Annotated in this window: 14 protein-coding genes; 12 read left to right on the top strand and 2 right to left on the bottom strand. The window is 71.8% G+C overall.

Annotation, left to right across the window (positions count from 1 at the left end; genetic code table 11):
- Positions 1 to 39 precede the first annotated feature (39 nt).
- The 9 genes from OG448_RS07920 to OG448_RS07880 all read left to right on the top strand — a co-directional run bounded on the left by OG448_RS07920 (position 40) and on the right by OG448_RS07880 (position 14,382).
- Positions 40 to 5,496, top strand: coding sequence for a HAMP domain-containing protein (locus OG448_RS07920; RefSeq protein ID WP_405552320.1), 5,457 nt, complete (start codon positions 40 to 42; stop codon positions 5,494 to 5,496).
- Positions 5,497 to 5,737: 241 nt separating this feature from the next.
- Complete coding sequence (locus tag OG448_RS07915) at positions 5,738 to 6,415, top strand: two-component system response regulator (protein ID WP_030803377.1); 678 nt, start codon at positions 5,738 to 5,740, stop codon at positions 6,413 to 6,415.
- Between the two features lie 125 nt (positions 6,416 to 6,540).
- On the top strand, positions 6,541 to 9,246 hold the full coding sequence (locus OG448_RS07910; RefSeq protein WP_405552318.1) for a DNA translocase FtsK: 2,706 nt from the start codon (positions 6,541 to 6,543) through the stop codon (positions 9,244 to 9,246).
- Between the two features lie 281 nt (positions 9,247 to 9,527).
- Positions 9,528 to 10,373 (top strand): helix-turn-helix domain-containing protein, encoded by an 846-nt coding sequence (locus tag OG448_RS07905; protein WP_405552316.1) that lies wholly within the window; start codon positions 9,528 to 9,530, stop codon positions 10,371 to 10,373.
- Positions 10,374 to 10,475: 102 nt separating this feature from the next.
- Complete coding sequence (gene rimO / locus OG448_RS07900) at positions 10,476 to 11,948, top strand: 30S ribosomal protein S12 methylthiotransferase RimO (RefSeq protein WP_161191185.1); 1,473 nt, start codon at positions 10,476 to 10,478, stop codon at positions 11,946 to 11,948.
- The gene (gene pgsA / locus OG448_RS07895; protein WP_405552314.1) at positions 11,945 to 12,688 is read left to right on the top strand and encodes a CDP-diacylglycerol--glycerol-3-phosphate 3-phosphatidyltransferase; all 744 of its coding nucleotides are present in this window, start codon (positions 11,945 to 11,947) and stop codon (positions 12,686 to 12,688) included. The genes rimO and pgsA overlap by 4 nt, the downstream gene beginning before the upstream one ends.
- The gene (locus tag OG448_RS07890; protein WP_405552312.1) at positions 12,685 to 13,230 is read left to right on the top strand and encodes a CinA family protein; all 546 of its coding nucleotides are present in this window, start codon (positions 12,685 to 12,687) and stop codon (positions 13,228 to 13,230) included. Before pgsA ends, OG448_RS07890 begins: the two co-directional genes overlap by 4 nt.
- Before the next feature lie 109 nt (positions 13,231 to 13,339).
- Positions 13,340 to 13,714 (top strand): helix-turn-helix domain-containing protein, encoded by a 375-nt coding sequence (locus OG448_RS07885; protein WP_161200653.1) that lies wholly within the window; start codon positions 13,340 to 13,342, stop codon positions 13,712 to 13,714.
- Positions 13,715 to 13,911: 197 nt separating this feature from the next.
- Positions 13,912 to 14,382 (top strand): ferritin-like domain-containing protein, encoded by a 471-nt coding sequence (locus tag OG448_RS07880; protein ID WP_391300735.1) that lies wholly within the window; start codon positions 13,912 to 13,914, stop codon positions 14,380 to 14,382.
- Positions 14,383 to 14,850: 468 nt separating this feature from the next.
- Here the strand turns inward: OG448_RS07880 and OG448_RS07875 are convergent, their stop codons facing one another.
- Together OG448_RS07875 and OG448_RS07870 are read right to left on the bottom strand one after the other, a co-directional pair.
- Positions 14,851 to 15,696, bottom strand: coding sequence for an Fpg/Nei family DNA glycosylase (locus OG448_RS07875; protein ID WP_405552310.1), 846 nt, complete (start codon positions 15,694 to 15,696; stop codon positions 14,851 to 14,853).
- Positions 15,697 to 15,741: 45 nt separating this feature from the next.
- Positions 15,742 to 20,682 carry an ATP-dependent helicase gene (locus OG448_RS07870; RefSeq protein WP_405552308.1) on the bottom strand — a complete coding sequence of 1,647 codons (4,941 nt, stop codon included), beginning with the start codon at positions 20,680 to 20,682 and terminating at the stop codon, positions 15,742 to 15,744.
- A gap of 100 nt (positions 20,683 to 20,782) precedes the next feature.
- Here OG448_RS07870 and OG448_RS07865 point away from each other — a divergent pair, with 100 nt between their 5' ends.
- The 3 genes from OG448_RS07865 to OG448_RS07855 are packed head-to-tail and all read left to right on the top strand — an operon-like array spanning position 20,783 to position 22,721.
- Positions 20,783 to 21,766 (top strand): AraC family transcriptional regulator, encoded by a 984-nt coding sequence (locus tag OG448_RS07865; RefSeq protein ID WP_405552306.1) that lies wholly within the window; start codon positions 20,783 to 20,785, stop codon positions 21,764 to 21,766.
- The gene (locus OG448_RS07860) at positions 21,664 to 22,416 is read left to right on the top strand and encodes an AzlC family ABC transporter permease (RefSeq protein ID WP_405552304.1); all 753 of its coding nucleotides are present in this window, start codon (positions 21,664 to 21,666) and stop codon (positions 22,414 to 22,416) included. Before OG448_RS07865 ends, OG448_RS07860 begins: the two co-directional genes overlap by 103 nt.
- Positions 22,413 to 22,721, top strand: coding sequence for an AzlD domain-containing protein (locus OG448_RS07855; RefSeq protein WP_389006064.1), 309 nt, complete (start codon positions 22,413 to 22,415; stop codon positions 22,719 to 22,721). The genes OG448_RS07860 and OG448_RS07855 overlap by 4 nt, the downstream gene beginning before the upstream one ends.
- The last annotated feature ends 4 nt before the right edge of the window (positions 22,722 to 22,725 follow it).

Genomic DNA, 22,725 nt, shown 5'->3' with positions numbered 1-22,725 from the left:
GGCACGGCAGTGGCGGTCTACCCCTCCGGGAGGGACACAGTGGAGTCTGGCGCAGCGACGCGGGGCAATAAGACGCGCGCGAAGGGCCGGCCGTCCCCGCGCAGGAGCGGTGGCGTCACCGAGGTGGACACGGCTGCCCTGAACCGGTTGCTCGCCGCGCTGGAATCCATGCGCGACGGGAACTTCCGCAAGCGGCTCACGGTGTCCGGCGACGGCGTGATGTCGGAGATCGCGGCGGTCTTCAACGAGGTGGCCGACCGTAATCTGCATCTGACCGGTGAGCTGGCGCGGGTGCGGCGCACGGTCGGCCGGGAGGGCAAGCTCACCGAGCGGCTGGAGACGGGCGCCTGTGAGGGTTCCTGGGCGGCGGCCGTGGAGAACTCCAACGCGCTGGTCGACGACCTGGTGTGGCCCGTGTCCGAGGTCAGCCGGGTGCTCACGGCGGTCGCGGAGGGCGATCTGTCGCCGCGCATGGACCTGCGCACCGAGGCGCCGGACGGGACCGGGCATCCGCTGCGGGGCGAGTTCCTGAAGGTCGGCCGGACGGTCAACAACCTGGTCGACCAGCTCTCCAACTTCACCGACGAGGTCACGCGGGTGGCCATCGAGGTCGGCACCGACGGCAAGCTCGGCGGGCAGGCGAAGGTGCGGGGCATGTCGGGTTCCTGGAAGGACCTGACGGAGTCCGTCAACACGATGGCGAACCGGCTCACCGCGCAGGTGCGGGACATCGCGCTGGTGACGACGGCGGTCGCGGGCGGTGATCTGTCGCGGAAGGTCACCGTGCAGGTGGCCGGCGAGATGCTGGAGCTGAAGAACACCGTCAACACGATGGTGGAGCAGCTCTCCTCGTTCTCGTCCGAGGTGACGCGGGTGGCCCGTGAGGTGGGCACCGAGGGCATCCTGGGCGGTCAGGCGCAGGTGCCGGGCGTGGCCGGGGTGTGGAAGGAGCTGACCGACTCCGTCAACACGATGGCCGGCAACCTCACCCTCCAGGTGCGCGGGATCTCCCAGGTGACGACGGCCGTGGCCAACGGTGACCTCTCGCAGAAGGTGACCGTGCCCGCGCGGGGCGAGGTGGCGCAGCTCGCCGAGACGATCAACCAGATGACCGAGACGCTGCGGATCTTCGCGGACGAGGTCACGCGCGTGGCCAACGAGGTCGGCGCCGAGGGCCGCCTCGGCGGGCAGGCGAACGTGCCGGGTGCGGCGGGCACGTGGAAGGACCTGACGGACTCCGTGAACACGGTGTTCCGGAACCTCACCACCCAGGTGCGGGACATCGCCGCCGTGACGACCGCCGTGGCCAGCGGCGACCTGTCGCAGAAGGTCACCGTCGACGTGGCGGGCGAGATGCTGGAGCTGAAGAACACCGTCAACGGGATGGTGGACCAGCTCTCGGCGTTCGGTGCCGAGGTGACGCGGGTCGCGCGGGAGATCGGTGTCGAGGGTGAGCTGGGCGGCCAGGCGCAGGTGTCGGGCGCGGCCGGTACCTGGAAGGACCTCACCGACTCGGTCAACACCGCGTTCCGCAACCTCACCGGCCAGGTGCGCAACATCGCCCAGGTGACGACGGCGGTGGCCAACGGCGACCTCTCGCAGAAGGTCACCGTGGACGTCTCCGGTGAGATGCTCCAGCTCAAGAACACCGTGAACACGATGGTGGACCAGCTCTCCAGCTTCGCCGACCAGGTGACGCGGATGGCCCGTGACGTGGGCACCGAGGGCCGCCTGGGCGGTCAGGCCAGGGTGGACGGCGTGTCGGGCACCTGGAAGGAGCTGACGGACTCCGTCAACTTCATGGCCGGGAACCTCACCTCCCAGGTGCGCAACATCGCCCAGGTGACGACGGCGGTGGCCAACGGCGACCTCTCGCAGAAGATCGACGTGGACGCGCGCGGCGAGATCCTGGAGCTGAAGAACACCATCAACACGATGGTCGACCAGCTCTCCGCCTTCGCCGACCAGGTGACCCGGGTGGCCCGTGACGTGGGCACCGAGGGCCGGCTCGGCGGTCAGGCGCAGGTGCCGGGCGTGGCCGGTGTGTGGCGGGACCTCACCGATTCGGTGAACGGCATGGCGGGGAACCTCACCGCCCAGGTCCGCAACATCGCCCAGGTCGCCACCGCGGTCGCGCGCGGTGACCTCTCCCAGAAGATCACCGTGGACGCGCGCGGGGAGATCCTGGAGCTGAAGAACACGCTGAACACGATGGTGGACCAGCTCTCGTCGTTCGCGCAGGAGGTCACCAGGGTGGCCCGTGAGGTGGGTACGGAGGGCATGCTCGGCGGTCAGGCCGAGGTGCAGGGTGTCTCCGGCACCTGGAAGGACCTCACGCAGTCCGTGAACTTCATGGCCAACAACCTGACGATCCAGGTGCGCAACATCGCCGAGGTCACCACGGCCGTGGCCAAGGGCGACCTGTCGAAGAAGATCACGGTCGACGCCAAGGGCGAGATCCTCGAACTGGTCACCACGGTCAACACCATGGTCGACCAGCTTTCCAGCTTCGCCGAGCAGGTCACGCGGGTGGCCCGCGAGGTGGGCACCGAGGGCATCCTGGGCGGGCAGGCGCACGTACCGGGTGTCACGGGCATCTGGAAGGACCTGAGCAACAACGTCAACCTGATGGCCAACAACCTGACCATGCAGGTGCGGAACATCTCCCAGGTGGCGTCCGCGGTGGCCAACGGCGACCTGACGCGTCAGGTCACCATCGAGGCGCGCGGTGAGGTGGCGCAGCTCGCCGACACCATCAACACGATGGTGAAGACGCTGAGTTCGTTCGCCGACCAGGTCACCAAGGTGGCCCGTGAGGTGGGTACGGACGGCATTCTGGGCGGCCAGGCGCACGTGCCCGGTGTGGCGGGCACCTGGAAGGACCTCACCGAGTCGGTGAACGGGATGGCGTCCAACCTGACCGGCCAGGTGCGCAACATCGCCATGGTCACGACGGCGATCGCCAAGGGCGACCTGACCAAGAAGATCGACATCGACGCGCGGGGCGAGATCCTGGAGCTGAAGACGACGATCAACACGATGGTCGACCAGCTCTCCAGCTTCGCCGAGGAGGTCACCCGCGTCGCCCGCGAGGTGGGCACCGAGGGCCAGCTCGGCGGCCAGGCCCGTGTGCTGGACGTGGACGGCACCTGGCGGGACCTGACCGAGTCGGTGAACGAGATGGCCGGGAACCTGACCCGGCAGGTGCGCGCCATCGCCAAGGTGGCGACCGCGGTGACCCGTGGCGACCTGAACCTGAAGATCGACGTGGACGCGTCCGGGGAGATCCAGGAACTCCAGGACTACATCAACAAGATGATCGCCAACCTGCGCGACACCACGATCGCCAACAAGGAGCAGGACTGGCTCAAGGGCAACCTCGCCCGGATCTCGGCGCTGATGCAGGGCCGCCGGGACCTGGAGGACGTCGCCTCGCTGATCATGAGCGAGCTGACCCCGGTGGTCTCCGCGCAGCACGGCGCGTTCTTCCTGACCATGCCGCTGCTGGACGGCCAGGACCTCGCCGGGGACGGCGAGGAGGAGTACGAGCTGCGCATGCTCGGCTCGTACGGCTGCTCCACGGGCGCCATGCCGACCTCGTTCCGGCCCGGCGAGGGGCTGATCGGGACGGCCGCGCAGGAGAAGCGGACGATCCTGGTCAGGGACGTGCCCAGCGGCTACCTGAAGATCTCCTCCGGGCTGGGGGAGGCCCCTCCGGCGCAGGTCATCGTGCTGCCGGTGGTGTTCGAGGGCAATGTGCTCGGGGTGATCGAGCTGGCGTCGTTCACGCCGTTCACGCACATCCAGCGCGACTTCCTCAACCAGATCGCGGAGATGATCGCGACCAGCGTCAACACGATCTCCGTCAACACCAAGACCGAGCAGTTGCTCAAGCAGTCCCAGTTGCTGACCGAGCAGCTCCGGGAGCGCTCGGCGGAGCTGGAGAACCGGCAGAAGGCCCTGCAGTCCTCCAACGCCGAACTGGAGGAGAAGGCCGAGCTGCTGGCCCGGCAGAACCGGGACATCGAGGTGAAGAACACCGAGATCGAGGAGGCCCGGCAGGTCCTGGAGGAGCGCGCCGAGCAGCTCGCGGTGTCGATGCGCTACAAGAGCGAGTTCCTCGCCAACATGTCGCACGAGCTGCGTACGCCGCTCAACTCGCTGCTGATCCTGGCCAAGCTGCTCGCCGACAACGCCGAGAGCAACCTGTCCCCGAAGCAGGTCGAGTTCGCCGAGACCATCCACGGCGCCGGGTCCGACCTGCTCCAGCTCATCAACGACATCCTGGACCTGTCCAAGGTCGAGGCCGGCAAGATGGACGTCTCCCCGACACGGATCGCGCTGGTCCAGCTCGTGGACTACGTGGAGGCGACCTTCCGCCCGCTGACCGCGGAGAAGGGCCTGGACCTGTCGGTGCGGGTCTCCCCGGAGCTGCCCGCCACCCTGCACACCGACGAACAGCGCCTGCTCCAGGTGCTGCGCAACCTGCTGTCCAACGCGGTGAAGTTCACCGACTCCGGCTCGGTGGAGCTGGTGATCCGGCCCGCCGGTACGGACGTGCCGCAGACCATCCGGGAGCAGTTGCTGGAGGCCGGGGCGCTCACCGACCCGGACGCCGATCTGATCGCGTTCTCGGTGACCGACACCGGTATCGGCATCGCGGCCAGCAAGATGCGGGTGATCTTCGAGGCGTTCAAGCAGGCCGACGGCACGACCAGCCGCAAGTACGGCGGCACCGGCCTGGGCCTGTCGATCTCGCGGGAGATCGCGCAGTTGCTCGGCGGTGAGATCCACGCGCAGAGCGAGCCGGGCCGCGGGTCCACGTTCACGCTGTACCTGCCGCTGCACCCGAGCGAACTCCCGCCGCAGGGCTACCAGCAGTCCGTGCCCCCGCTGGAGGCCGGTGAGCTGGTCGCCTCGGAGGCGCATCTGTCCGCCAAGCTGACGGACCCCCAGGCGGAGACGCCGGCCGAGGTGAAGTCGTACCGGGACACGCAGAACGGGCCCGCCGCCCTCTTCCGGCGGCGCCGCCGGAGCCTGCCCCCGGCCGAGCCGCGGCCGGAGCAGTCGATCACCATCGAGCCGGAGGACACCGAGCGGCCTGTGCGGGCGGTGCGGTTCGGCGGCGAGAAGGTGCTCATCGTGGACGACGACATCCGCAACGTGTTCGCACTCACCAGCGTCCTGGAGCAGCAGGGCCTGTCGGTGCTGTACGCCGAGAACGGCCGCGAGGGCATCGAGGTGCTGGAGCAGCACGACGACGTGGCCGTGGTGCTGATGGACATCATGATGCCCGAGATGGACGGGTACGCGACCACGAACGCGATCCGCAGGATGCCGCAGTTCGCGGGGCTGCCGATCATCGCGCTGACCGCGAAGGCGATGAAGGGCGACCGGGAGAAGGCGCTCCAGTCGGGCGCCTCCGACTACGTCACCAAGCCGGTCGACCCCGATCATCTGCTGGGCGTCATGCGACAGTGGATGCGGCCGGAGTGACGGCACGACAGGACCGGTCACGGGGGCGCGGTTCAAAGCGCGGGCCAGGTGTGGGAACCTCGGATTCCGGGAACCTTCCGGGCTCTGCCCGCGTTTGAACCGTGTGCACCGTGACATCGCGGTGACAGGGTGTGGCGACGGGCGGGGTGCGGCTACGATGACCGGCACAAGGACGGGCGGCGAAAGGGAGTCGTCCTCTGGGGCGGCGCCCGGTGTACCGCCGGGGCGAGGAGGGCGGGCCATGGTGCAGAAGGCCAAGATCCTCCTGGTCGATGACCGGCCGGAGAATCTGCTGGCGCTGGAGGCCATCCTCTCTGCGCTCGATCAGACGCTGGTGCGGGCATCGTCCGGGGAGGAAGCGCTCAAGGCACTGCTCACGGACGATTTCGCGGTCATCCTGCTGGATGTCCAGATGCCGGGCATGGACGGCTTCGAGACGGCCGCGCACATCAAGCGGCGGGAGCGGACCCGGGACATCCCGATCATCTTCCTCACCGCGATCAACCACGGCCCGCACCACACCTTCCGGGGTTACGCGGCGGGCGCGGTCGACTACATCTCCAAGCCGTTCGACCCGTGGGTGCTGCGTGCCAAGGTCTCGGTGTTCGTCGAGCTGTACATGAAGAACTGCCAACTGCGGGAGCAGGCGGCGCTGCTGCGGCTCCAGTTGGAGGGCGGGCAGAAGGACACGGTCGACAGCAAGGAGCCCGCCGGGCTGCTCGCGGAGCTGTCCGCCCGGCTCGCGGCCGTCGAGGAGCAGGCCGAGGCGCTCTCCAAGCAGTTGGACGACGAGTCCGCCGACGCGGCGGCGGTGGCCACGGCCGCACACCTGGAGCGCAAACTCACCGGTCTGCGCCGGGCGCTGGACGCCCTGGAGCCGGGTGCCGACGGCTCCGCCCCGCTCCCTCCGCAGAGTTGACGCCCCGCCGGATGTCCGGCATCGCGTGAGCGGGCGTCAATTCGACGCTGCGACAAGGGCGACACGAACGGGTGAAGCAGTGGGCACACGTGTCCGCTGTCGTCTCCCCCGGTAACCTCGGACCCATGGCCTCACGTCCCTCCGCAGCCAAGAAGCCGCCCGCCAAGAAGGCGGCCGCTCCCGCGAAGGCTCCGGCGAGGAAGGCGGTCGCCAGGAAGGCCCCGGCCAAGAAGGCGCCGGCCCGCCGGGCTCCGGTCCGCAAGGCACCGCCCAAGCCCGCGCCGAGCCCCACCGGGGGCCTGTACCGACTCGTGCGCGCCGTCTGGCTCGGCATGGCGCACGCGGTCGGCGCCGTCTTCCGGGGCATAGGGCAGGGCGCGCGGAACCTCGACCCGGCCCACCGCAAGGACGGGATCGCGCTGCTGTTGTTCGCCGTCGCGCTGATCGTCGCCGCCGGCACCTGGGCCGACCTGAGCGGCCCGGTCGGTGACCTGGTGGAGATCCTGGTCACCGGCTCCTTCGGCCGTCTCGACCTGCTGGTGCCGATACTGTTCGCGGTCATCGCCGTCCGGTTCGTCCGGCACCCGGAGCAGCCGGAGGCAAACGGCCGGATCGTCATCGGCCTGTCCGCGCTCGTCGCCGGCGTGCTCGGCCAGGTGCACATCGCCTGCGGCTCGCCCGCGCGGGACGACGGCATGCGGGCCATAAGGGACGCCGGCGGCCTCATCGGCTGGGCCGCCGCCACTCCGCTGACGTACACGATGAGCGAGGTGCTCGCCGTACCGCTGCTGGTACTGCTCACCGTGTTCGGGCTGCTCGTGGTCACCGCCACCCCGGTCAACCACATCCCGCGCCGCCTGCGCGCGCTCGGTATCCGCCTGGGCGTGCTGCACGACTACGCGGCCGACCTGGACGACGTCGAGGGCTACGACGAGCAGTGGCGCGACGAACCGCCCGCGCGCCCCCGGAGCCGCCGCGTCGGCCCCCAGGACTACGACCCCGACATCGCCGAGGACGAGGCGCTCACCCGGCGCCGCCGCCCCCGCCGGTCCGCCGCACCGTCCGACCCGCGCCAGATGGACGCGATCGACGTGGCCTCGGCGGCCAACGCCGCGCTCGACGGTGCCGTGCAGCACGGCATGCCGCCGTCCCCGGTCGTCGCCGACCTCACCCAGGGCGTGAGCGTGGGGGACCGCGAGGAGACCACCCCGGTCCCCGTGCCCTCTCCGGCAGCCTCGCCCCGGCCCGTGCCGGGTAAGAAGAACACCGACTCCGGTGTCCTCGACCTCACCAAGGCGCCCCCCGAACCGCCCCGCGAGATGCCCGCCAGGGCGGAGCAGCTCCAGCTCTCCGGGGACATCACCTACTCGCTGCCCTCGCTGGACCTGCTGACGCGGGGCGGCCCCGGCAAGGCCCGCAGCGCGGCCAACGACGCCATCGTGGACTCCCTGCGCACGGTGTTCTCCGAGTTCAAGGTGGACGCCGCCGTCACCGGCTTCACCCGGGGCCCGACGGTCACCCGGTACGAGGTCCAGCTCGGCCCGGCCGTGAAGGTCGAGCGGATCACGGCACTCGCCAAGAACATCGCGTACGCGGTCGCCAGCCCGGACGTGCGCATCATCAGCCCCATCCCCGGCAAGTCGGCCGTGGGCATCGAGATCCCCAACACCGACCGGGAGATGGTCAACCTCGGTGACGTGCTGCGGCTCGCGCAGTCCGCAGAGGACGACGACCCGATGCTGGTCGCCTTCGGCAAGGACGTCGAGGGCGGCTATGTGATGCACTCGCTGGCCAAGATGCCGCACATGCTGGTCGCCGGCGCCACCGGCTCCGGCAAGTCGTCCTGCATCAACTGCCTGATCACCTCGATCATGATGCGGGCGACCCCCGAGGACGTCCGGATGATCCTGGTCGACCCCAAGCGCGTGGAGCTGACCGCCTACGAGGGCATCCCGCACCTGATCACGCCGATCATCACCAACCCCAAGCGGGCCGCCGAGGCGCTCCAGTGGGTGGTGCGCGAGATGGACCTGCGCTACGACGACCTCGCCGCCTACGGCTTCCGGCACATCGACGACTTCAACCGCGCCGTGCGCGAGGGCAAGGTCACGCCGCCGCCGGGCAGCGAGCGCGAGCTCCAGCCGTACCCGTACCTGCTGGTGATCGTGGACGAGCTGGCCGACCTGATGATGGTCGCCCCGCGCGACGTCGAGGACGCGATCGTCCGCATCACCCAGCTCGCCCGCGCAGCCGGCATCCACCTGGTCCTGGCCACCCAGCGGCCCTCGGTGGACGTGGTCACCGGGCTCATCAAGGCCAACGTGCCCTCCCGGCTGGCCTTCGCCACCTCCTCGCTGGCCGACTCCCGCGTCATCCTCGACCAGCCCGGCGCCGAGAAGCTGATCGGCAAGGGTGACGGCCTGTTCCTGCCCATGGGCGCCAGCAAGCCGACCCGTATGCAGGGCGCGTTCGTGACCGAGGAAGAGGTCGCGGTCGTCGTCCAGCACTGCAAGGACCAGATGGCGCCGGTCTTCCGGGACGACGTCACCGTGGGCACCAAGCAGAAGAAGGAGATCGACGAGGACATCGGCGACGACCTCGACCTGCTCTGCCAGGCCGCCGAGCTGGTGGTCTCCACGCAGTTCGGGTCGACGTCCATGCTCCAGCGCAAGCTGCGGGTCGGCTTCGCCAAGGCGGGCCGGCTGATGGACCTCATGGAGTCCCGGAACATCGTCGGACCCAGCGAGGGTTCCAAGGCTCGTGACGTTCTTGTGAAGCCTGACGAACTGGACGGCGTGCTCGCCGTGATTCGAGGGGAGTCTGACGGATAGGGCTTCGGGCCACCCGGCGTGTCGGGACTGCGCCGGGTGGCGGCACCGCCGTGATCCACCCGTTAAACATCGGCGGGCAACCGTTTCCCTTTGCAGTACGTCAAGTTGAGCGAGAGCAGGGGTTCAGGTACCGGCCTGGGCCTCCCGCTCCCGTCCGCCGTCGGGCTGACCGGCCCTTCCGATGGCGTACACGTTTCGTTCGCCCGCTTGCCCCACCCTTTCGTACCCCGCCTAGACTGAACGCTCAGCACAGGTGGCTCACACGCTCGAAAGGCGCCCCCGTGTCCATCGGCAGCAACTCCCCCGAAGACGAGCCCCCGTTCACCGACGCCCCACAGGCCGACGGCCCTTCCGTCGGCACCGCCCTGCGCCAGGCCCGCGTCGCGGCCGGGCTGAGCGCGGGTGACGTCAGCGACGCCACCCGCATCCGCCTCGCCATCGTGCACGCCATCGAGGAGGACGACTTCTCCTCCTGCGGCGGCGACGTATACGCGCGCGGCCACATCCGCAACCTGGCCAAGGCGGTCCACCTCGACCCCGCCCCGCTCATCGCGCGGTTCGACGCCGAGCACGGCGGCCGGCCCGCGCCCACCCCGGCGGCCCCCCTGTTCGAGGCGGAACGCATCCGCCCCGAGCGCCGGGGCCCCAACTGGACCGCGGCCATGGTCGCGGCGATCGTCGTCGTCATCGGCTTCGTCGGCTTCACCGCCATCAAGTCCCAGACCGGCGGCGACACGGACACCCAGGCCGTCGAGGGCAACGCCTCGCCGACCGCCACCAAGTCCGCCGCGCCCACCCCGAAGACCGGGCAGTCCGCCACGCCGAAGTCCGACCCTTCCGACAGCGCCATCGCGGCCGCCCCGCAGGACAAGGTGACCGTCCGGGTCACGGCGCCGGGCGGGCGGAGCTGGATCTCCGCGAAGGACCACAACGGCCGCATGCTCTTCGACGGGCTGCTCAACAAGGGCGAGTCCAAGACCTTCCAGGACAGCACCAAGATCAACCTGATTCTCGGTGACGCCGGGGCGATCGAGCTGTACGTCAACGGCAAGAAGATCGACGACGACTTCCGGCCCGGCGCCGTGGAGCGGCTGACGTACACCAAGGGCGACCCCGAGGTCGGGTGACGCCCTTCCGGGTGCCCGGAGCGAGCGGACACGACGGGGTTGGCCGACAACGGCCAACCCCGTCGACATGGGGTGCGGGACAGACAAAGTAGTCTTGAGCCCATGCCTGAACGCCGTACCGTCGCACTAGTCACTCTCGGCTGCGCCCGTAACGAGGTGGACTCGGAGGAGCTCGCAGGCCGTTTGGAGGCGGACGGCTGGCAGCTCGTCGAGGACGCCGGGGACGCCGATGTCGCCGTGGTCAACACCTGTGGGTTCGTCGAAGCCGCCAAGAAGGACTCGGTCGACGCCCTCCTGGAGGCCAACGACCTCAAGGACCATGGCAGAACCCAGGCCGTCGTGGCGGTGGGCTGCATGGCCGAGCGGTACGGCAAGGAACTGGCCCAGGCGCTGCCCGAGGCCGACGGCGTGCTCGGCTTCGACGACTACGCCGACATCTCCGACCGCCTCCAGACCATCCTGTCCGGCGGCGTCCACGCTGCCCACACCCCGCGCGACCGCCGCAAGCTGCTGCCGATCAGCCCGGCCGAGCGCCAGGAGTCCGCAGCCGCCGTCGCCCTGCCCGGCCACGGCCCGACCGACCTCCCGGACGGCCTCGCGCCCGCCTCCGGCCCGCGCGCGCCCCTGCGTCGCCGTCTGGACGGCTCCCCGGTCGCCTCGGTCAAGCTCGCCTCCGGCTGCGACCGGCGCTGCTCCTTCTGCGCCATTCCGTCCTTCCGCGGCTCCTTCATCTCCCGCCGCCCCAGCGACGTCCTCAACGAGACGCGCTGGCTGGCCGAGCAGGGTGTGAAGGAGGTCATGCTCGTCTCCGAGAACAACACCTCCTACGGCAAGGACCTGGGCGACATCCGCCTGCTGGAGTCCCTGCTGCCCGAGCTGGCCGAGGTCGACGGCATCGAGCGGGTGCGCGTCAGCTACCTCCAGCCGGCCGAGATGCGCCCCGGCCTGATCGACGTGCTGACCTCCACCCCGAAGGTCGTGCCGTACTTCGACCTGTCCTTCCAGCACTCCGCGCCGAACGTGCTGCGCGCCATGCGCCGCTTCGGTGACACCGACCGCTTCCTGGAGTTGCTGGACACCATCCGGAACAAGGCCCCCGAGGCCGGCGTCCGCTCCAACTTCATCGTCGGCTTCCCCGGCGAGACCGAGGGCGACCTCGCCGAGCTGGAGCGCTTCCTGACCGGCGCCCGCCTGGACGCCATCGGTGTCTTCGGCTACTCCGACGAGGAGGGCACGGAGGCCGCCACCTACGACACCAAGCTGGACGAGGACGTGGTGGCCGAGCGCCTCGCCCACATCTCCCGGCTCGCCGAGGAGCTCGTCTCGCAGCGCGCCGAGGAGCGCCTCGGGGAAACCGTGCGCGTCCTGGTGGAGTCCGTCGACGGCGAGGACGGGGTGTACGGCCGCGCCGCGCACCAGGCCCCGGAGACGGACGGCCAGGTGCTGCTCACGAGCGGCGAGGGCCTCGCCGTGGGACGTATGGTCGAGGCGAAGGTGGTCGGCACCGAGGGGGTCGACCTGGTGGCCGAGCCGCTCCCGGGCTCGTCGGTGTGTAGCGAGGAGGCGGCCAGATGACCGGAGTCCCGGCATCCGCCTCGGGCGGCTCCTCCGGCGCGCGCGGCGCGACCGGCCAGGCCGTCGACGGTGCTCCGGAGGTCTCCGACCCGGCCGCCGCGCTGGAGGCGCGGCACCCGCGCGGCGGCAAGCTGGCCGCGGCGGCCGTCAACCAGGCCAGCGTCTGGAACGTCGCCAATCTGCTCACCATGCTCCGGCTGGTCCTGGTGCCGGGCTTCGTGGCACTGATGCTGGCGGACGGCGGCTACGACCCGGCCTGGCGCTCCTTCGCCTGGGCGGCCTTCGCCATCGCCATGATCACCGACCTGTTCGACGGGCACCTGGCGCGCACCTACAACCTGGTCACCGACTTCGGGAAGATCGCCGATCCGATAGCGGACAAGGCGATCATGGGCGCGGCGCTGATCTGCCTGTCCTCCCTGGGCGACCTGCCCTGGTGGGTGACGGCGGTCATCCTGGGCCGGGAACTCGGCATCACCCTGCTGCGTTTCGTGGTCATCCGGTACGGCGTCATCCCGGCCAGCCGGGGCGGCAAGCTGAAGACGCTCATCCAGGGCGTCGCGGTCGGCATGTACGTGCTCGCGCTGACCGGCTGGCTGGCCACCCTGCGGTTCTGGGTGATGGCCGCGGCGGTCGTCCTCACGGTCGTCACCGGCCTCGACTATGTGAGACAGGCCATCGTGCTGCGCCGCCGGGGAATCGCGGAGCGGGCGGCGGCGTTGGAAGAGCGAGAAGCGTGAACCCCACGGCCACCGAGCTGGTGCGGCTACTCAAAGTGAACGGCGAGACGCTCGCCGTGGCCGAGTCGCTGACCGGTGGTCTGGTCGCCGCCGAGATCACCTCGGTCCCCGGCGCCTCCCAGGTGTTCCGGGGTTCGGTCACCGCCTACGCCACCGAGCTGAAGCACCGGCTCCTCGGCGTGGACGCCGGGCTGCTGGAGCGGTCCGGAGCGGTGGACCCGCAGGTCGCGGCCCAGATGGCGGTCGGCGTGCGGGAGGCCCTCGGTGCCGACTGGGGCATCGCCACCACCGGGGTGGCCGGCCCCGACCCACAGGACGGGCAGCCGGTCGGCACGGTGTACGTGGCCGTCGACGGGCCCTTCCGGAAGGACCCGGTTTCCGCCCCAGGCGGAAAAGTGGAGGCCCTGCGGTTGAACGGCGGCCGTGCGGAAATTCGTATGGAGAGTGTACGGAGCGTACTCGCACTCCTTCTTGAGGAGCTTGCGGGCGAACAGACCGGAAATGAGCGGGCACAGGATACGGAACGGAACGGGGGGTTTTGATGTTTGCAGCCCTGAGTGAACACGACATCGCTCCCCGCACGGCCGCGGCGCAAGGCGGTACGGTGGGGCGAGAAGGATGCGGCTACGCGGTCCGAGGAGGGAGCCACCGATGATTCTGCTCCGTCGCCTGCTGGGTGACGTGCTGCGTCGGCAGCGCCAGCGCCAGGGCCGTACTCTGCGCGAAGTCTCCTCGTCTGCCCGGGTCTCACTCGGCTATCTCTCCGAGGTGGAGCGGGGGCAGAAGGAGGCTTCCTCCGAGCTGCTCTCCGCGATCTGCGACGCGCTGGACGTACGGATGTCGGAACTCATGCGTGAGGTGAGTGACGAACTGGCACTCGCCGAGCTGGCCCAGTCCGCCGCGGCCACCGACGGTGTACCGGCACCGGTCCGGCCGATGCTGGGTTCCGTGTCGGTGACCGGTGTGCCACCGGAACGGGTGACCATCAAGGCACCCGCCGAAGCGGTGGGTGTGGTCGCCGCATGACCTGCGCGCACGCGGCCTAGCGCCCGATACGTGTGAGCCCCGGCCGGGCCTCCCTGGATCTTTCAGGTGAGGCGCGGCCGGGGCTTTCTCATGCTCAGCGCCGATCGCTCTGTGTAGGTTTGCTCCGTTTGCCCGGTCCGGGCCATCCGGTCATGGTGGGAGGGACCCGAAGCCCGCCGAGACCCCGAGGACAGCGAATGTACGCGGTGAAGAGTTCCCTCCCCGAGGCCGACCTGAAGACCGTCTCCGAGGCCCTCCAGGGGGCGCTCGTGGACCTGGTCGACCTGTCGCTGGTCGCCAAGCAGATCCACTGGAACGTGGTCGGGCCACGCTTCCGGTCCATCCATCTCCAGCTCGACGAGGTGGTCGTCTCCGCGCGCACCGCCTCGGACCTGGTGGCAGAACGTTCCTCGGCGCTGGGCGTTCCGCCGGACGGACGCGCGTCCACGGTCGCCTCCGGCACCGGCATCAAGGTCCCGCCGGCCGGCTGGATCAAGGACACGGACGCGGTCGCCGGCATGGTCGCCGCCCTCGGAGCGGTCATCGGCCGGATGCGGGAGCGGGTGAACGCCACCGGCGACGCCGACCCGGTGACCCAGGACATGTTCATCCAGATCACGGGTGACCTCGAGAAACACCATTGGATGTTCCAGGCCGAGAGCGCTTAGAAGAAGCGGGCTTTCGGCCGGTCTTCCCGGGCGTCTGCCCGGCGCTGCTCCGGTGAGCCCTTCGGTGCGCCTTCCGCAGGTGGCAGGCGGTGTTCTAGCTTCCGGCTGGAGGTGGCGGGTTCATGGACGGGCGAATAGTGCGCTGGGGGGCAGGTCTTGGGTTCGGCGCGGTGTGGTGGTGGGCGGTGCTGCGGCTGACCCTGGGGGACGGGGCGGGGGTGCTCGAGGGGTCCGTGGTGCTCGGCGGGTGGGGGCTGGGGGTGCTGCCGGTGCACTGTGTGGCCAAGGAGCGGGCCGAGGGGGCCGTGCGGACGGGACGGTGGCGGGAGGCTTGGCGGACCACGGGGGAGTGCGGGGGCGCGGAAGCTGATGCTGGGGTAACTCGTACGGGTGAATCGGGGGCGGGGTGAGCGGGGGCTGCTTCGGGTGGGGCGGGGGCTTGGGTTTCTCGGCTTCGGGTCACGTGAGTCAGCGTGCGGGGCGGGGGTAGCGCTCCCGCCAGCGCTGGGCGGTGCCGGGTGCGGGGGTGGGGCCGCTCTGGCAGGTGGGGCACCAGTAGGTGGGGCGCTCCTGGGTGCCGTCGCCCTGGTCGGCCACGCGTACGCGGGTGCGGCAGCGCAGGCAGGGGCGGGAGGCGCGGCCGTAGACGTAGAGGTCGTTGCGGTGCAGGCCGGTGGTCTGGCGGACCGGGCGGGCCCGGTTGACCTCCAGCAGGCGCTGGGCGACGCCGGGGAGCTGGGCGGCGCGGTCCTCGGGGAGTGAGCCGACCGGGAGCCAGGGGGTCACGCCGAGCAGGAAGCACAGCTCGCTCTTGTAGACGTTGCCGATCCCGGCGAGATTGCGCTGGTCGAGCAGGGCCTCGCCGAGGGGGCGGTCGGGGTCGGCGTACAGGTTGGCGAGGGCGCGCTCCGGGTTCCAGTCGGGACCGAGGAGGTCGGGCCCCAGATGGCCTACGACGCGCTCCTCGTCCTCGGTGCGCAGGAGCTCCAGCACCGAGAGGCGGTAGCCCACGGCCATGCGGTCGTCGGCGCCCAGGACGATGCGGATCTGGTGTCCGGCGCCGCCCCGCCAGGGTTCGCCGGGGCCGTACACCTTCCAGGCGCCCTCCATGCGGAGGTGCGTGTGCAGGGTGAGGCCGCCCTCGAAGCGGGTGAGCAGATGTTTGCCGCGCGGGGCGGTGTTCAGCACGGTGCGGCCGGTCAGGTCGACCGTCGCGTACTGCGGAACCCGGAAGTCGCTGTGGGCCAGCACCCTGCCCGCGAGCGCGTCGTGCAGCCGCTTCGCGGTCTGCCACACCGTGTCACCTTCGGGCATGCGTCCAGGGTGCCACGGCGCGGTGGCCTTCCCCGGCCGCCGGGCTCACGCGCGCAGGCGCAGGCCGCGTGGGGTCGCTATGAAGCCGGCGCCCTCCAGCAGGGGGCCCAGGGTCGAGGTCAGGGCCGCGGTGCCGTTGATCCGCTCCACGGTGACCGTGCCGAGGGAGCCCGCGCGGGCAGCCGTCGCCAGGGCCTCCGCCGCCGCGAGCAGGCGGGGGTCGTCGGCCGCCGCGGAGTCCGGGTCGGTGGGCCAGGCCAGCAGGGTCTTGCCGCCGCGCTCCATGTACAGGGTCAGCTCGCCCTCCACCAGGACGACCAGCGAGCCCGCCTTGCGGCCCGGCTTGTGCCCGGCGCCGGTCGGCGGTTCGGGCCAGGGCAGGGCGGCGCCGTACGCATTGGCCGGGTCGGCGGCGGCGAGGACCACCGCTTGGGAGTCGGGGGCGGTGTCCCGCGCGCGGGGGCCGTAGCTCCGGCTCGCGGGGGAGCCGTAACCCGAGCCGCCGCGCGGGCCGCCCTGACCGGGGGAGGCGTACGGGTCGGGGATGGCCGCAGGGCCGAAGGGGCGGGGCAGACCGCCGTCGTCCCCGCCCTGGGGCGGCCAGGCGAAGTCGCCGTCGAGGCTCGGGTGGCCGAAACCGCCGGAGGACGGGTCGAAGGCGGCGGACGCGGCGTGGCCGTCGCCGGGGAAGGGCGGGAGAGCCCCGTTGCCCGCCGGGACCGGGGCGGGCACGACGCGCTCGCCCCGGTCGCGGGCGTTGGACACCGCCCGGAGGCGGTCCACCGCGCCGTCCATGGCGAACTGGGCGGCGCCCAGCCCCTCGACCACATAACCGCGCCGGGCCTGGCCGCTCTCCTCGAACACGGACAGCACCCGGTACACCGCCGAGAAGCCGCCCTCGACGCCCTCCGCGCCCACGGCACCGCGCGTCACCACGCCGTGCCGGTCCAGCAGGGCGCGCGCACGCGCGTGGGCGCGCACGGTGGCGTCCGGCTCGGGCACGGGCAGCAGCGACCAGCGGCCGCCCACGGTCGGCGGGCCGGACCGGGAGGTGGCCCGGGCGGCGGCGGTCAGGGAGCCGTAGCGCCCGCGCGGGACATTGCGTTTGGCGCGGTGGGCCGTCGCACCCGCCGTGCGGCCCGAGCCCAGCAGGGCGCGCATCGGCGCCAGGGTGTCGTTGGTGAGCCGGCCCGACCAGGCCAGGTCCCACAGGGCGTCGGCCAGGTGGGCGTCGCTCGCCTCGGGGTGCGTGGTGGCGCGGACCTGGTCGGCGATCTGACGGAAGAACAGGCCGTACCCGCCGGAGAGCGTGTCCAGGATCGACTGGTGGAGCGGGCTCAGCTCCAGGGGGTGCGGGGGCGGCAGCAGGAGGGGTGCGGTGTCCGCGAGGTAGAGCGAGACCCAGCCGTCCTTGCCGGGCAGTGAGCCCGCCCCGGCCCATACGACCTCGCCCGCGGCGGTGAGTTCGTCCAGCATCGACGGCTTGTAGTCCGCCACGCGGGAGGGCAGGACCAGCTTCTCCAGCGCGGAGGCGGGCACGGACGCGCCCTGCAACTGCTCGATGGCGCGCACCAGTCCGTCGGTGCCGCGCAGCGTGTGGCCCTTGCCGATGTGCTGCCACTGCGGGAGGAACTGGGCGAGCGCGGCGGGCGGCACCGGCTCCAGCTCGTGCCGCAGCGCGGCCAGCGAGCGGCGGCGCAGCCGGCGCAGCACCGTGGCGTCGCACCACTCCTGGCCGATGCCCGCCGGATGGAACTCGCCCTGTACGACCCGGCCGCTGCCGGCCAGCCGCTGGAGGGCACCCTCGGTGACCGCGACGCCCAGACCGAAGCGTGCGGCGGCGGAGGCCGAGGTGAAGGGGCCGTGGGTACGGGCGTAGCGCGCGAGGAGGTCGCCGAGCGGGTCCTTCACCGGCTCGGTGAACGCCTCGGGGACACCGACCGGCAGCGCGGTGCCCAGCGCGTCGCGCAGGCGCCCCGCGTCCTCGACGGCCGCCCAGTGCTCCTCACCCGCCACGCGCACCTTGATGACCCGCCGGGCGGCGGCCAGTTCACGCGCCCACTCCGGCTCGGCGCCCCGCTCGGCCAGCTCGGCGTCGGTCAGCGGGCCGAGCAGCCGCAGCAGGTCCGCGACGCTCTCCGGGTCCTTGGCGCGGCGGTCCTCGGTGAGCCACTGGAGTTCGCGCTCCAGCTCGGTCAGCACCTCGGCGTCGAGCAGCTCGCGCAGCTCCGCCTGACCCAGCAGCTCGGCCAGCAGCCGGGAGTCCAGGGAGAGCGCGGCGGCACGGCGCTCGGCGAGCGGGGAGTCGCCCTCGTAGAGGAACTGGGCGACGTATCCGAACAGCAGGGAGCGGGCGAACGGGGACGGCTCCGGGGTGGTGACCTCGACCAGGCTGACCTTGCGGGACTCGATGTCGCCCATCAGCTCGACCAGGCCGGGCACGTCGAACACGTCCTGGAGACACTCGCGGATCGCCTCCAGGACGATCGGGAACGACCCGAACTCGCTCGCCACCTCCAGCAGTTGCGCCGCGCGCTGGCGCTGCTGCCACAGCGGGGTGCGCTTGCCGGGATTGCGGCGCGGCAGCAGCAGCGCGCGGGCGGCGCACTCCCGGAAGCGGGAGGCGAACAGGGCCGAGCCGCCGACCTGCTCGGTGACGACCTGGTCGACCTCGCCCTTGTCGAAGGCGACGTCCGCCGCGCCGACCGGGGCCTGTTCGCCGTCGTACTCCGTGCCGCCCTTGCCGGGGCTCTGGTCCGGCAGGTCCAGGCCCATCAGGTCGGCGTCGGGCAGGCGCAGCACGATGCCGTCGTCGGCGTGCATGACCTGTGCGTCCATGCCGTACCGCTCGGAGAGGCGGGCGCCCAGCGCGAGGGCCCAGGGGGCGTGCACCTGGGCGCCGAACGGGGAGTGGATCACGACCCGCCAGTCGCCCAGCTCGTCCCGGAAGCGTTCCACGACGATGGTGCGGTCGTCCGGGATGTGCCCGCACGCCTCACGTTGCTCGGCCAGGTAGGACAGGACGTTGTCCGCCGCCCACGCGTCCAGCCCCGCGGTGAGCAGGCGCAGCCGGGCGTCCTCCTCGGACAGCGCGCCGACCTCGCGCAGGAACGCCCCGAGCGCGCGGCCCAGCTCGAGCGGGCGGCCGAGCTGGTCGCCCTTCCAGAACGGCAGCCGGCCCGGCACACCGGGCGCGGGGGAGACCAGCACCCGGTCGCGGGTGATGTCCTCGATGCGCCAGGAACTCGTGCCCAGCGTGAAGACGTCGCCCACGCGGGACTCGTACACCATCTCCTCGTCCAGCTCGCCGACCCGGCCACCGCCCTTCTTGGGGTCGGACCCGGCGAGGAACACGCCGAACAGGCCCCGGTCGGGGATGGTGCCGCCGGAGGTGACGGCGAGCCGCTGGGCGCCGGGCCGGCCGCTGATGGTGCCGGCCACGCGGTCCCACACCACGCGGGGGCGCAGTTCCGCGAACGCGTCCGACGGGTAGCGGCCCGCGAGCATGTCCAGAGTGGCGGTGAACGCGGACTCGGGGAGCGAGGCGAAGGGAGCCGCGCGCCGCACGGTGGCCAGCAGGTCGTCGAACTGCCAGGTGTCCAGCGCCGTCATGGCGACGAGCTGCTGGGCCAGTACGTCCAGCGGGTTGGACGGCACCCGCAGCGACTCGATCCCCCCGGAGCGCATCCGCTCGGTGACCACGGCCGCCTGCACCAGGTCGCCCCGGTACTTGGGGAAGACCACGCCGGTGGAGACGGCGCCCACCTGGTGCCCGGCGCGGCCCACGCGCTGGAGGCCGGAGGCGACCGAGGGCGGGGACTCGACCTGGACGACGAGGTCGACGGCGCCCATGTCGATGCCCAGCTCCAGGCTGGAGGTGGCCACCACGGCGGGCAGCCGACCGGCCTTCAGGTCCTCCTCGACCAGCGCGCGCTGCTCCTTGGAGACCGAGCCGTGGTGCGCGCGGGCGATCACCTGCGGGGCGCCCTGGGCCGCGCCCGAGCCGCCCATCAGCTCGGCCGGGGAGTGGTGCTCGTCCAGCGGCTCGCCGGTGGCGCGCTCGTACGCGATCTCGTTGAGCCGGTTGCACAGCCGCTCGGCCAGGCGGCGGGAGTTGGCGAACACGATGGTCGAGCGGTGCGACTGGACCAGGTCGGCGATCTTCTCCTCGACGTGCGGCCAGATCGAGGGCCGCTCCGCCTTGTCGTCGCCGTCGGCCGCGGGGGAGCCGCCCAGCTCGCCCATGTCCTCGACGGGCACGACCACCGAGAGGTCGAACTCCTTGCCGGACTCGGGCTGGACGATCTCCACCTTGCGCCGGGGCGAGAGATAGCGGGCCACCTCGTCCACCGGCCGCACGGTCGCCGACAGGCCGATCCGGCGCGCCGGCCTGGGCAGCAGCTCGTCCAGCCGCTCCAGGGACAGCGCGAGGTGCGCGCCGCGCTTGGTGCCCGCGACCGCGTGCACCTCGTCCAGGATCACGGTCTCGATGCCGGTGAGCGCGTCCCGCGCGGACGAGGTCAGCATCAGGAACAGCGACTCGGGGGTGGTGATCAGGATGTCCGGCGGGCGGGTGACCAGCGCGCGCCGCTCGGCGGGCGGGGTGTCACCGGAGCGGATGCCCACCTTGATCTCGGGCTCGGTCAGGCCAAGGCGCACGGACTCCTGGCGGATGCCGGTCAGCGGGCTGCGCAGATTGCGCTCCACGTCCACCGCGAGCGCCTTGAGCGGGGACACGTACAGCACCCGGCAGCGCTTCTTCGGGTCGGCCGGGGGCGGGGTGGAGGCCAACTGGTCCAGGGCGGCGAGGAAGGCGGCCAGCGTCTTGCCGGAACCGGTCGGCGCCACCACCAGCGCGTCCGACCCCTCGTTGATGGCCTTCCAGGCGCCCGCCTGGGCCTCGGTGGGCGCGTGGAACGCCCCCGTGAACCATTCGCGGGTCGCGGGGGAGAAGCCTTCGAGGGCCGGGTGGGCGGAACTGACCATGCCTCCATCCTGCACCCGCCCACTGACAATCGGGCTGACCTGGGCAAACGGGACGGATCAGGGCGTGCGGCGTCCGGCGGGCGTGGCCGACAATGGGCGTATGGCGGGTTCAGGGGAGCGGGCACGGCACTGGCGGTACGCGGAACTGCCCGGGGTCGACCTGCTCCGCGCCCGCTACATCCGCAAGACCTTCGTCCGGCACACCCACGAGAACTTCGTGATAGCGGCCATCGCGGACGGCGTGGAGGTCTTCCACCACCAGGGCGCCGACGTGTCCGTGGGGGCGGGCGCCCTCGCCCTGGTCAATCCGGACACCCCGCACACCGGCCGCGCGGGCGTCCCCGAGGGCTGGCGGTACGGCGCGGTGTATCCCTCGCCCGAGGTGGTGGCCCGGATAGCGGCCGAGACGACCACCATCCGGGGCACGCCCGGCTTCGCCGCGCCGATGGTGGACGACCCGTACACCGTCCGCCTGGTCCATCAGGTGCTGCGCGCCGCCGAGGAGGGCAACGCGCTGGCCGCCGACACCCTGCTGAGCGTCGCGGTGACCCGGCTGCTGCGGCTCAACGGCGGCCCGCTGCCCGAGCGCCGCACCCCCTCGGCCGGCGCCGGGATCGCGGCACGCGCGCGTGCCGTGCTGGAGGAGCGGATGGCGGAGCCGCCCAGCCTGGAGCGCCTCGCCACCGACCTCGGCACCAGCCGCTTCGCCCTGCTGCGCGCCTTCCGGGACGCCTACGGCATGCCCCCGCACACCTGGCTCACCGACGCGCGCGTGCGCCGCGCCCGGCTCCTGCTGGACACCGGTACATCGCCCGCCGAGGCCGCCGCGCTCGTCGGCTTCACCGACCAGCCCCACCTCAACCGCCACTTCGCCCGCATCGTCGGCGTGCCTCCGGGGGCCTACCAGCGCGAACGCGAGAACGTGGGCGGGCGCAACAACGTACAAGACGCCGCCGGGCAGGTGGCCGTAGCGTCCGGGGCGTGGCACAGCGACAGACAGCACTCGCGGACAGGGCCGCCGAGGACGTGGGAAAGCCGGACAGCGCCGTCGTACGGGACGCCCTCGGGGTCGGCGTCGCCGTAGGGCTCTCCGGCTTCGCCTTCGGCGTCACCTCGGCCGGCAGCGGACTCGGACTCCTCCAGACCTGCGCACTCAGCCTCCTGGTCTTCACCGGCGCCTCCCAGTTCGCCCTCGTAGGGGCGCTCGCGGCCGGCGGCAACCCGTTCACGGCTGCGGCGGGCGCGTTCTTCCTGGGCGTGCGCAACGCGTTCTACGGGCTGCGGCTCTCGCAGTTGCTCGCCCTCCCGCGCGCGTTGCGGCCGTTCGCCGCCCAATGGGTGATCGACGAGACCACCGCCGTCACCGTGGCCCAGCCGGACCGCCGCTCCGCGCGGCTCGGCTTCACCGTGACCGGGCTCAGCCTCTACGTGCTGTGGAACCTCACCACCCTGCTCGGCGCCCTCGGCGCGCAGGCCCTCGGCGACACCGACGCCTGGGGGCTGGACGCGGCCGGGCCCGCCGTCTTCCTGGCGCTGCTGGCCCCCATGCTGACCACGTTCACCGAACGCGCGGTCGCCGCACTCGCGGTCGTCCTGGGTCTCGGCCTGCTGCCTGTGCTGCCCGCCGGAGCGCCCGTCCTGGTGGCGGCCCTGGCGGCGCCGCTCGCCCTGTTCGTGCAAGGTCTGCGGGCCCGCTCCGCCCAGCGGCCGGACGCCCCCGAGGAGGACCGTTGAACACCTGGCTCGCCATCGGCGTCACCGCGCTCGGCTGCTACGCCGTCAAGCTCGCCGGACTGCTCGTCCCCGCGAGCGCCGTGGAGCGGCCGCTGGTCAAGAAGCTCGCCGCGCTGTTGCCGGTCGCCCTGCTGGCCGCGCTCACCGCCCAGCAGACCTTCGCCGACGGCCACACCCTCGTCCTGGACGCGCGGGCCGCAGGGGTGGCCGCGGCGGCCGTGGCGCTGCTGCTGCGCGCGCCGTTCCTCCTGGTCGTCGCGGTGGCCGTGGTGGTGACCGCCGGCGTACGGGCCCTGACCGGCTGAGCGC

Source organism: Streptomyces sp. NBC_01171 (genome assembly GCF_045039805.1).
GTDB lineage: Bacteria > Actinomycetota > Actinomycetes > Streptomycetales > Streptomycetaceae > Streptomyces.
Note: the sequence above shows the minus strand (reverse complement) of the source record. Positions and strands in the feature narration are given on the sequence as shown.

Coding starts and splice junctions, on each gene's coding strand:
- OG448_RS07915 (WP_030803377.1), top strand. CDS start 5,738: ATGGTGCAGAAGGCCAAGATCCTCCTGGTCGATGACCGGCCGGAGAAT.
- OG448_RS07910 (WP_405552318.1), top strand. CDS start 6,541: ATGGCCTCACGTCCCTCCGCAGCCAAGAAGCCGCCCGCCAAGAAGGCG.
- rimO (WP_161191185.1), top strand. CDS start 10,476: ATGCCTGAACGCCGTACCGTCGCACTAGTCACTCTCGGCTGCGCCCGT.
- pgsA (WP_405552314.1), top strand. CDS start 11,945: ATGACCGGAGTCCCGGCATCCGCCTCGGGCGGCTCCTCCGGCGCGCGC.
- OG448_RS07885 (WP_161200653.1), top strand. CDS start 13,340: ATGATTCTGCTCCGTCGCCTGCTGGGTGACGTGCTGCGTCGGCAGCGC.
- OG448_RS07880 (WP_391300735.1), top strand. CDS start 13,912: ATGTACGCGGTGAAGAGTTCCCTCCCCGAGGCCGACCTGAAGACCGTC.
- OG448_RS07875 (WP_405552310.1), bottom strand. CDS start 15,696: ATGCCCGAAGGTGACACGGTGTGGCAGACCGCGAAGCGGCTGCACGAC.
- OG448_RS07870 (WP_405552308.1), bottom strand. CDS start 20,682: ATGGTCAGTTCCGCCCACCCGGCCCTCGAAGGCTTCTCCCCCGCGACC.
- OG448_RS07865 (WP_405552306.1), top strand. CDS start 20,783: ATGGCGGGTTCAGGGGAGCGGGCACGGCACTGGCGGTACGCGGAACTG.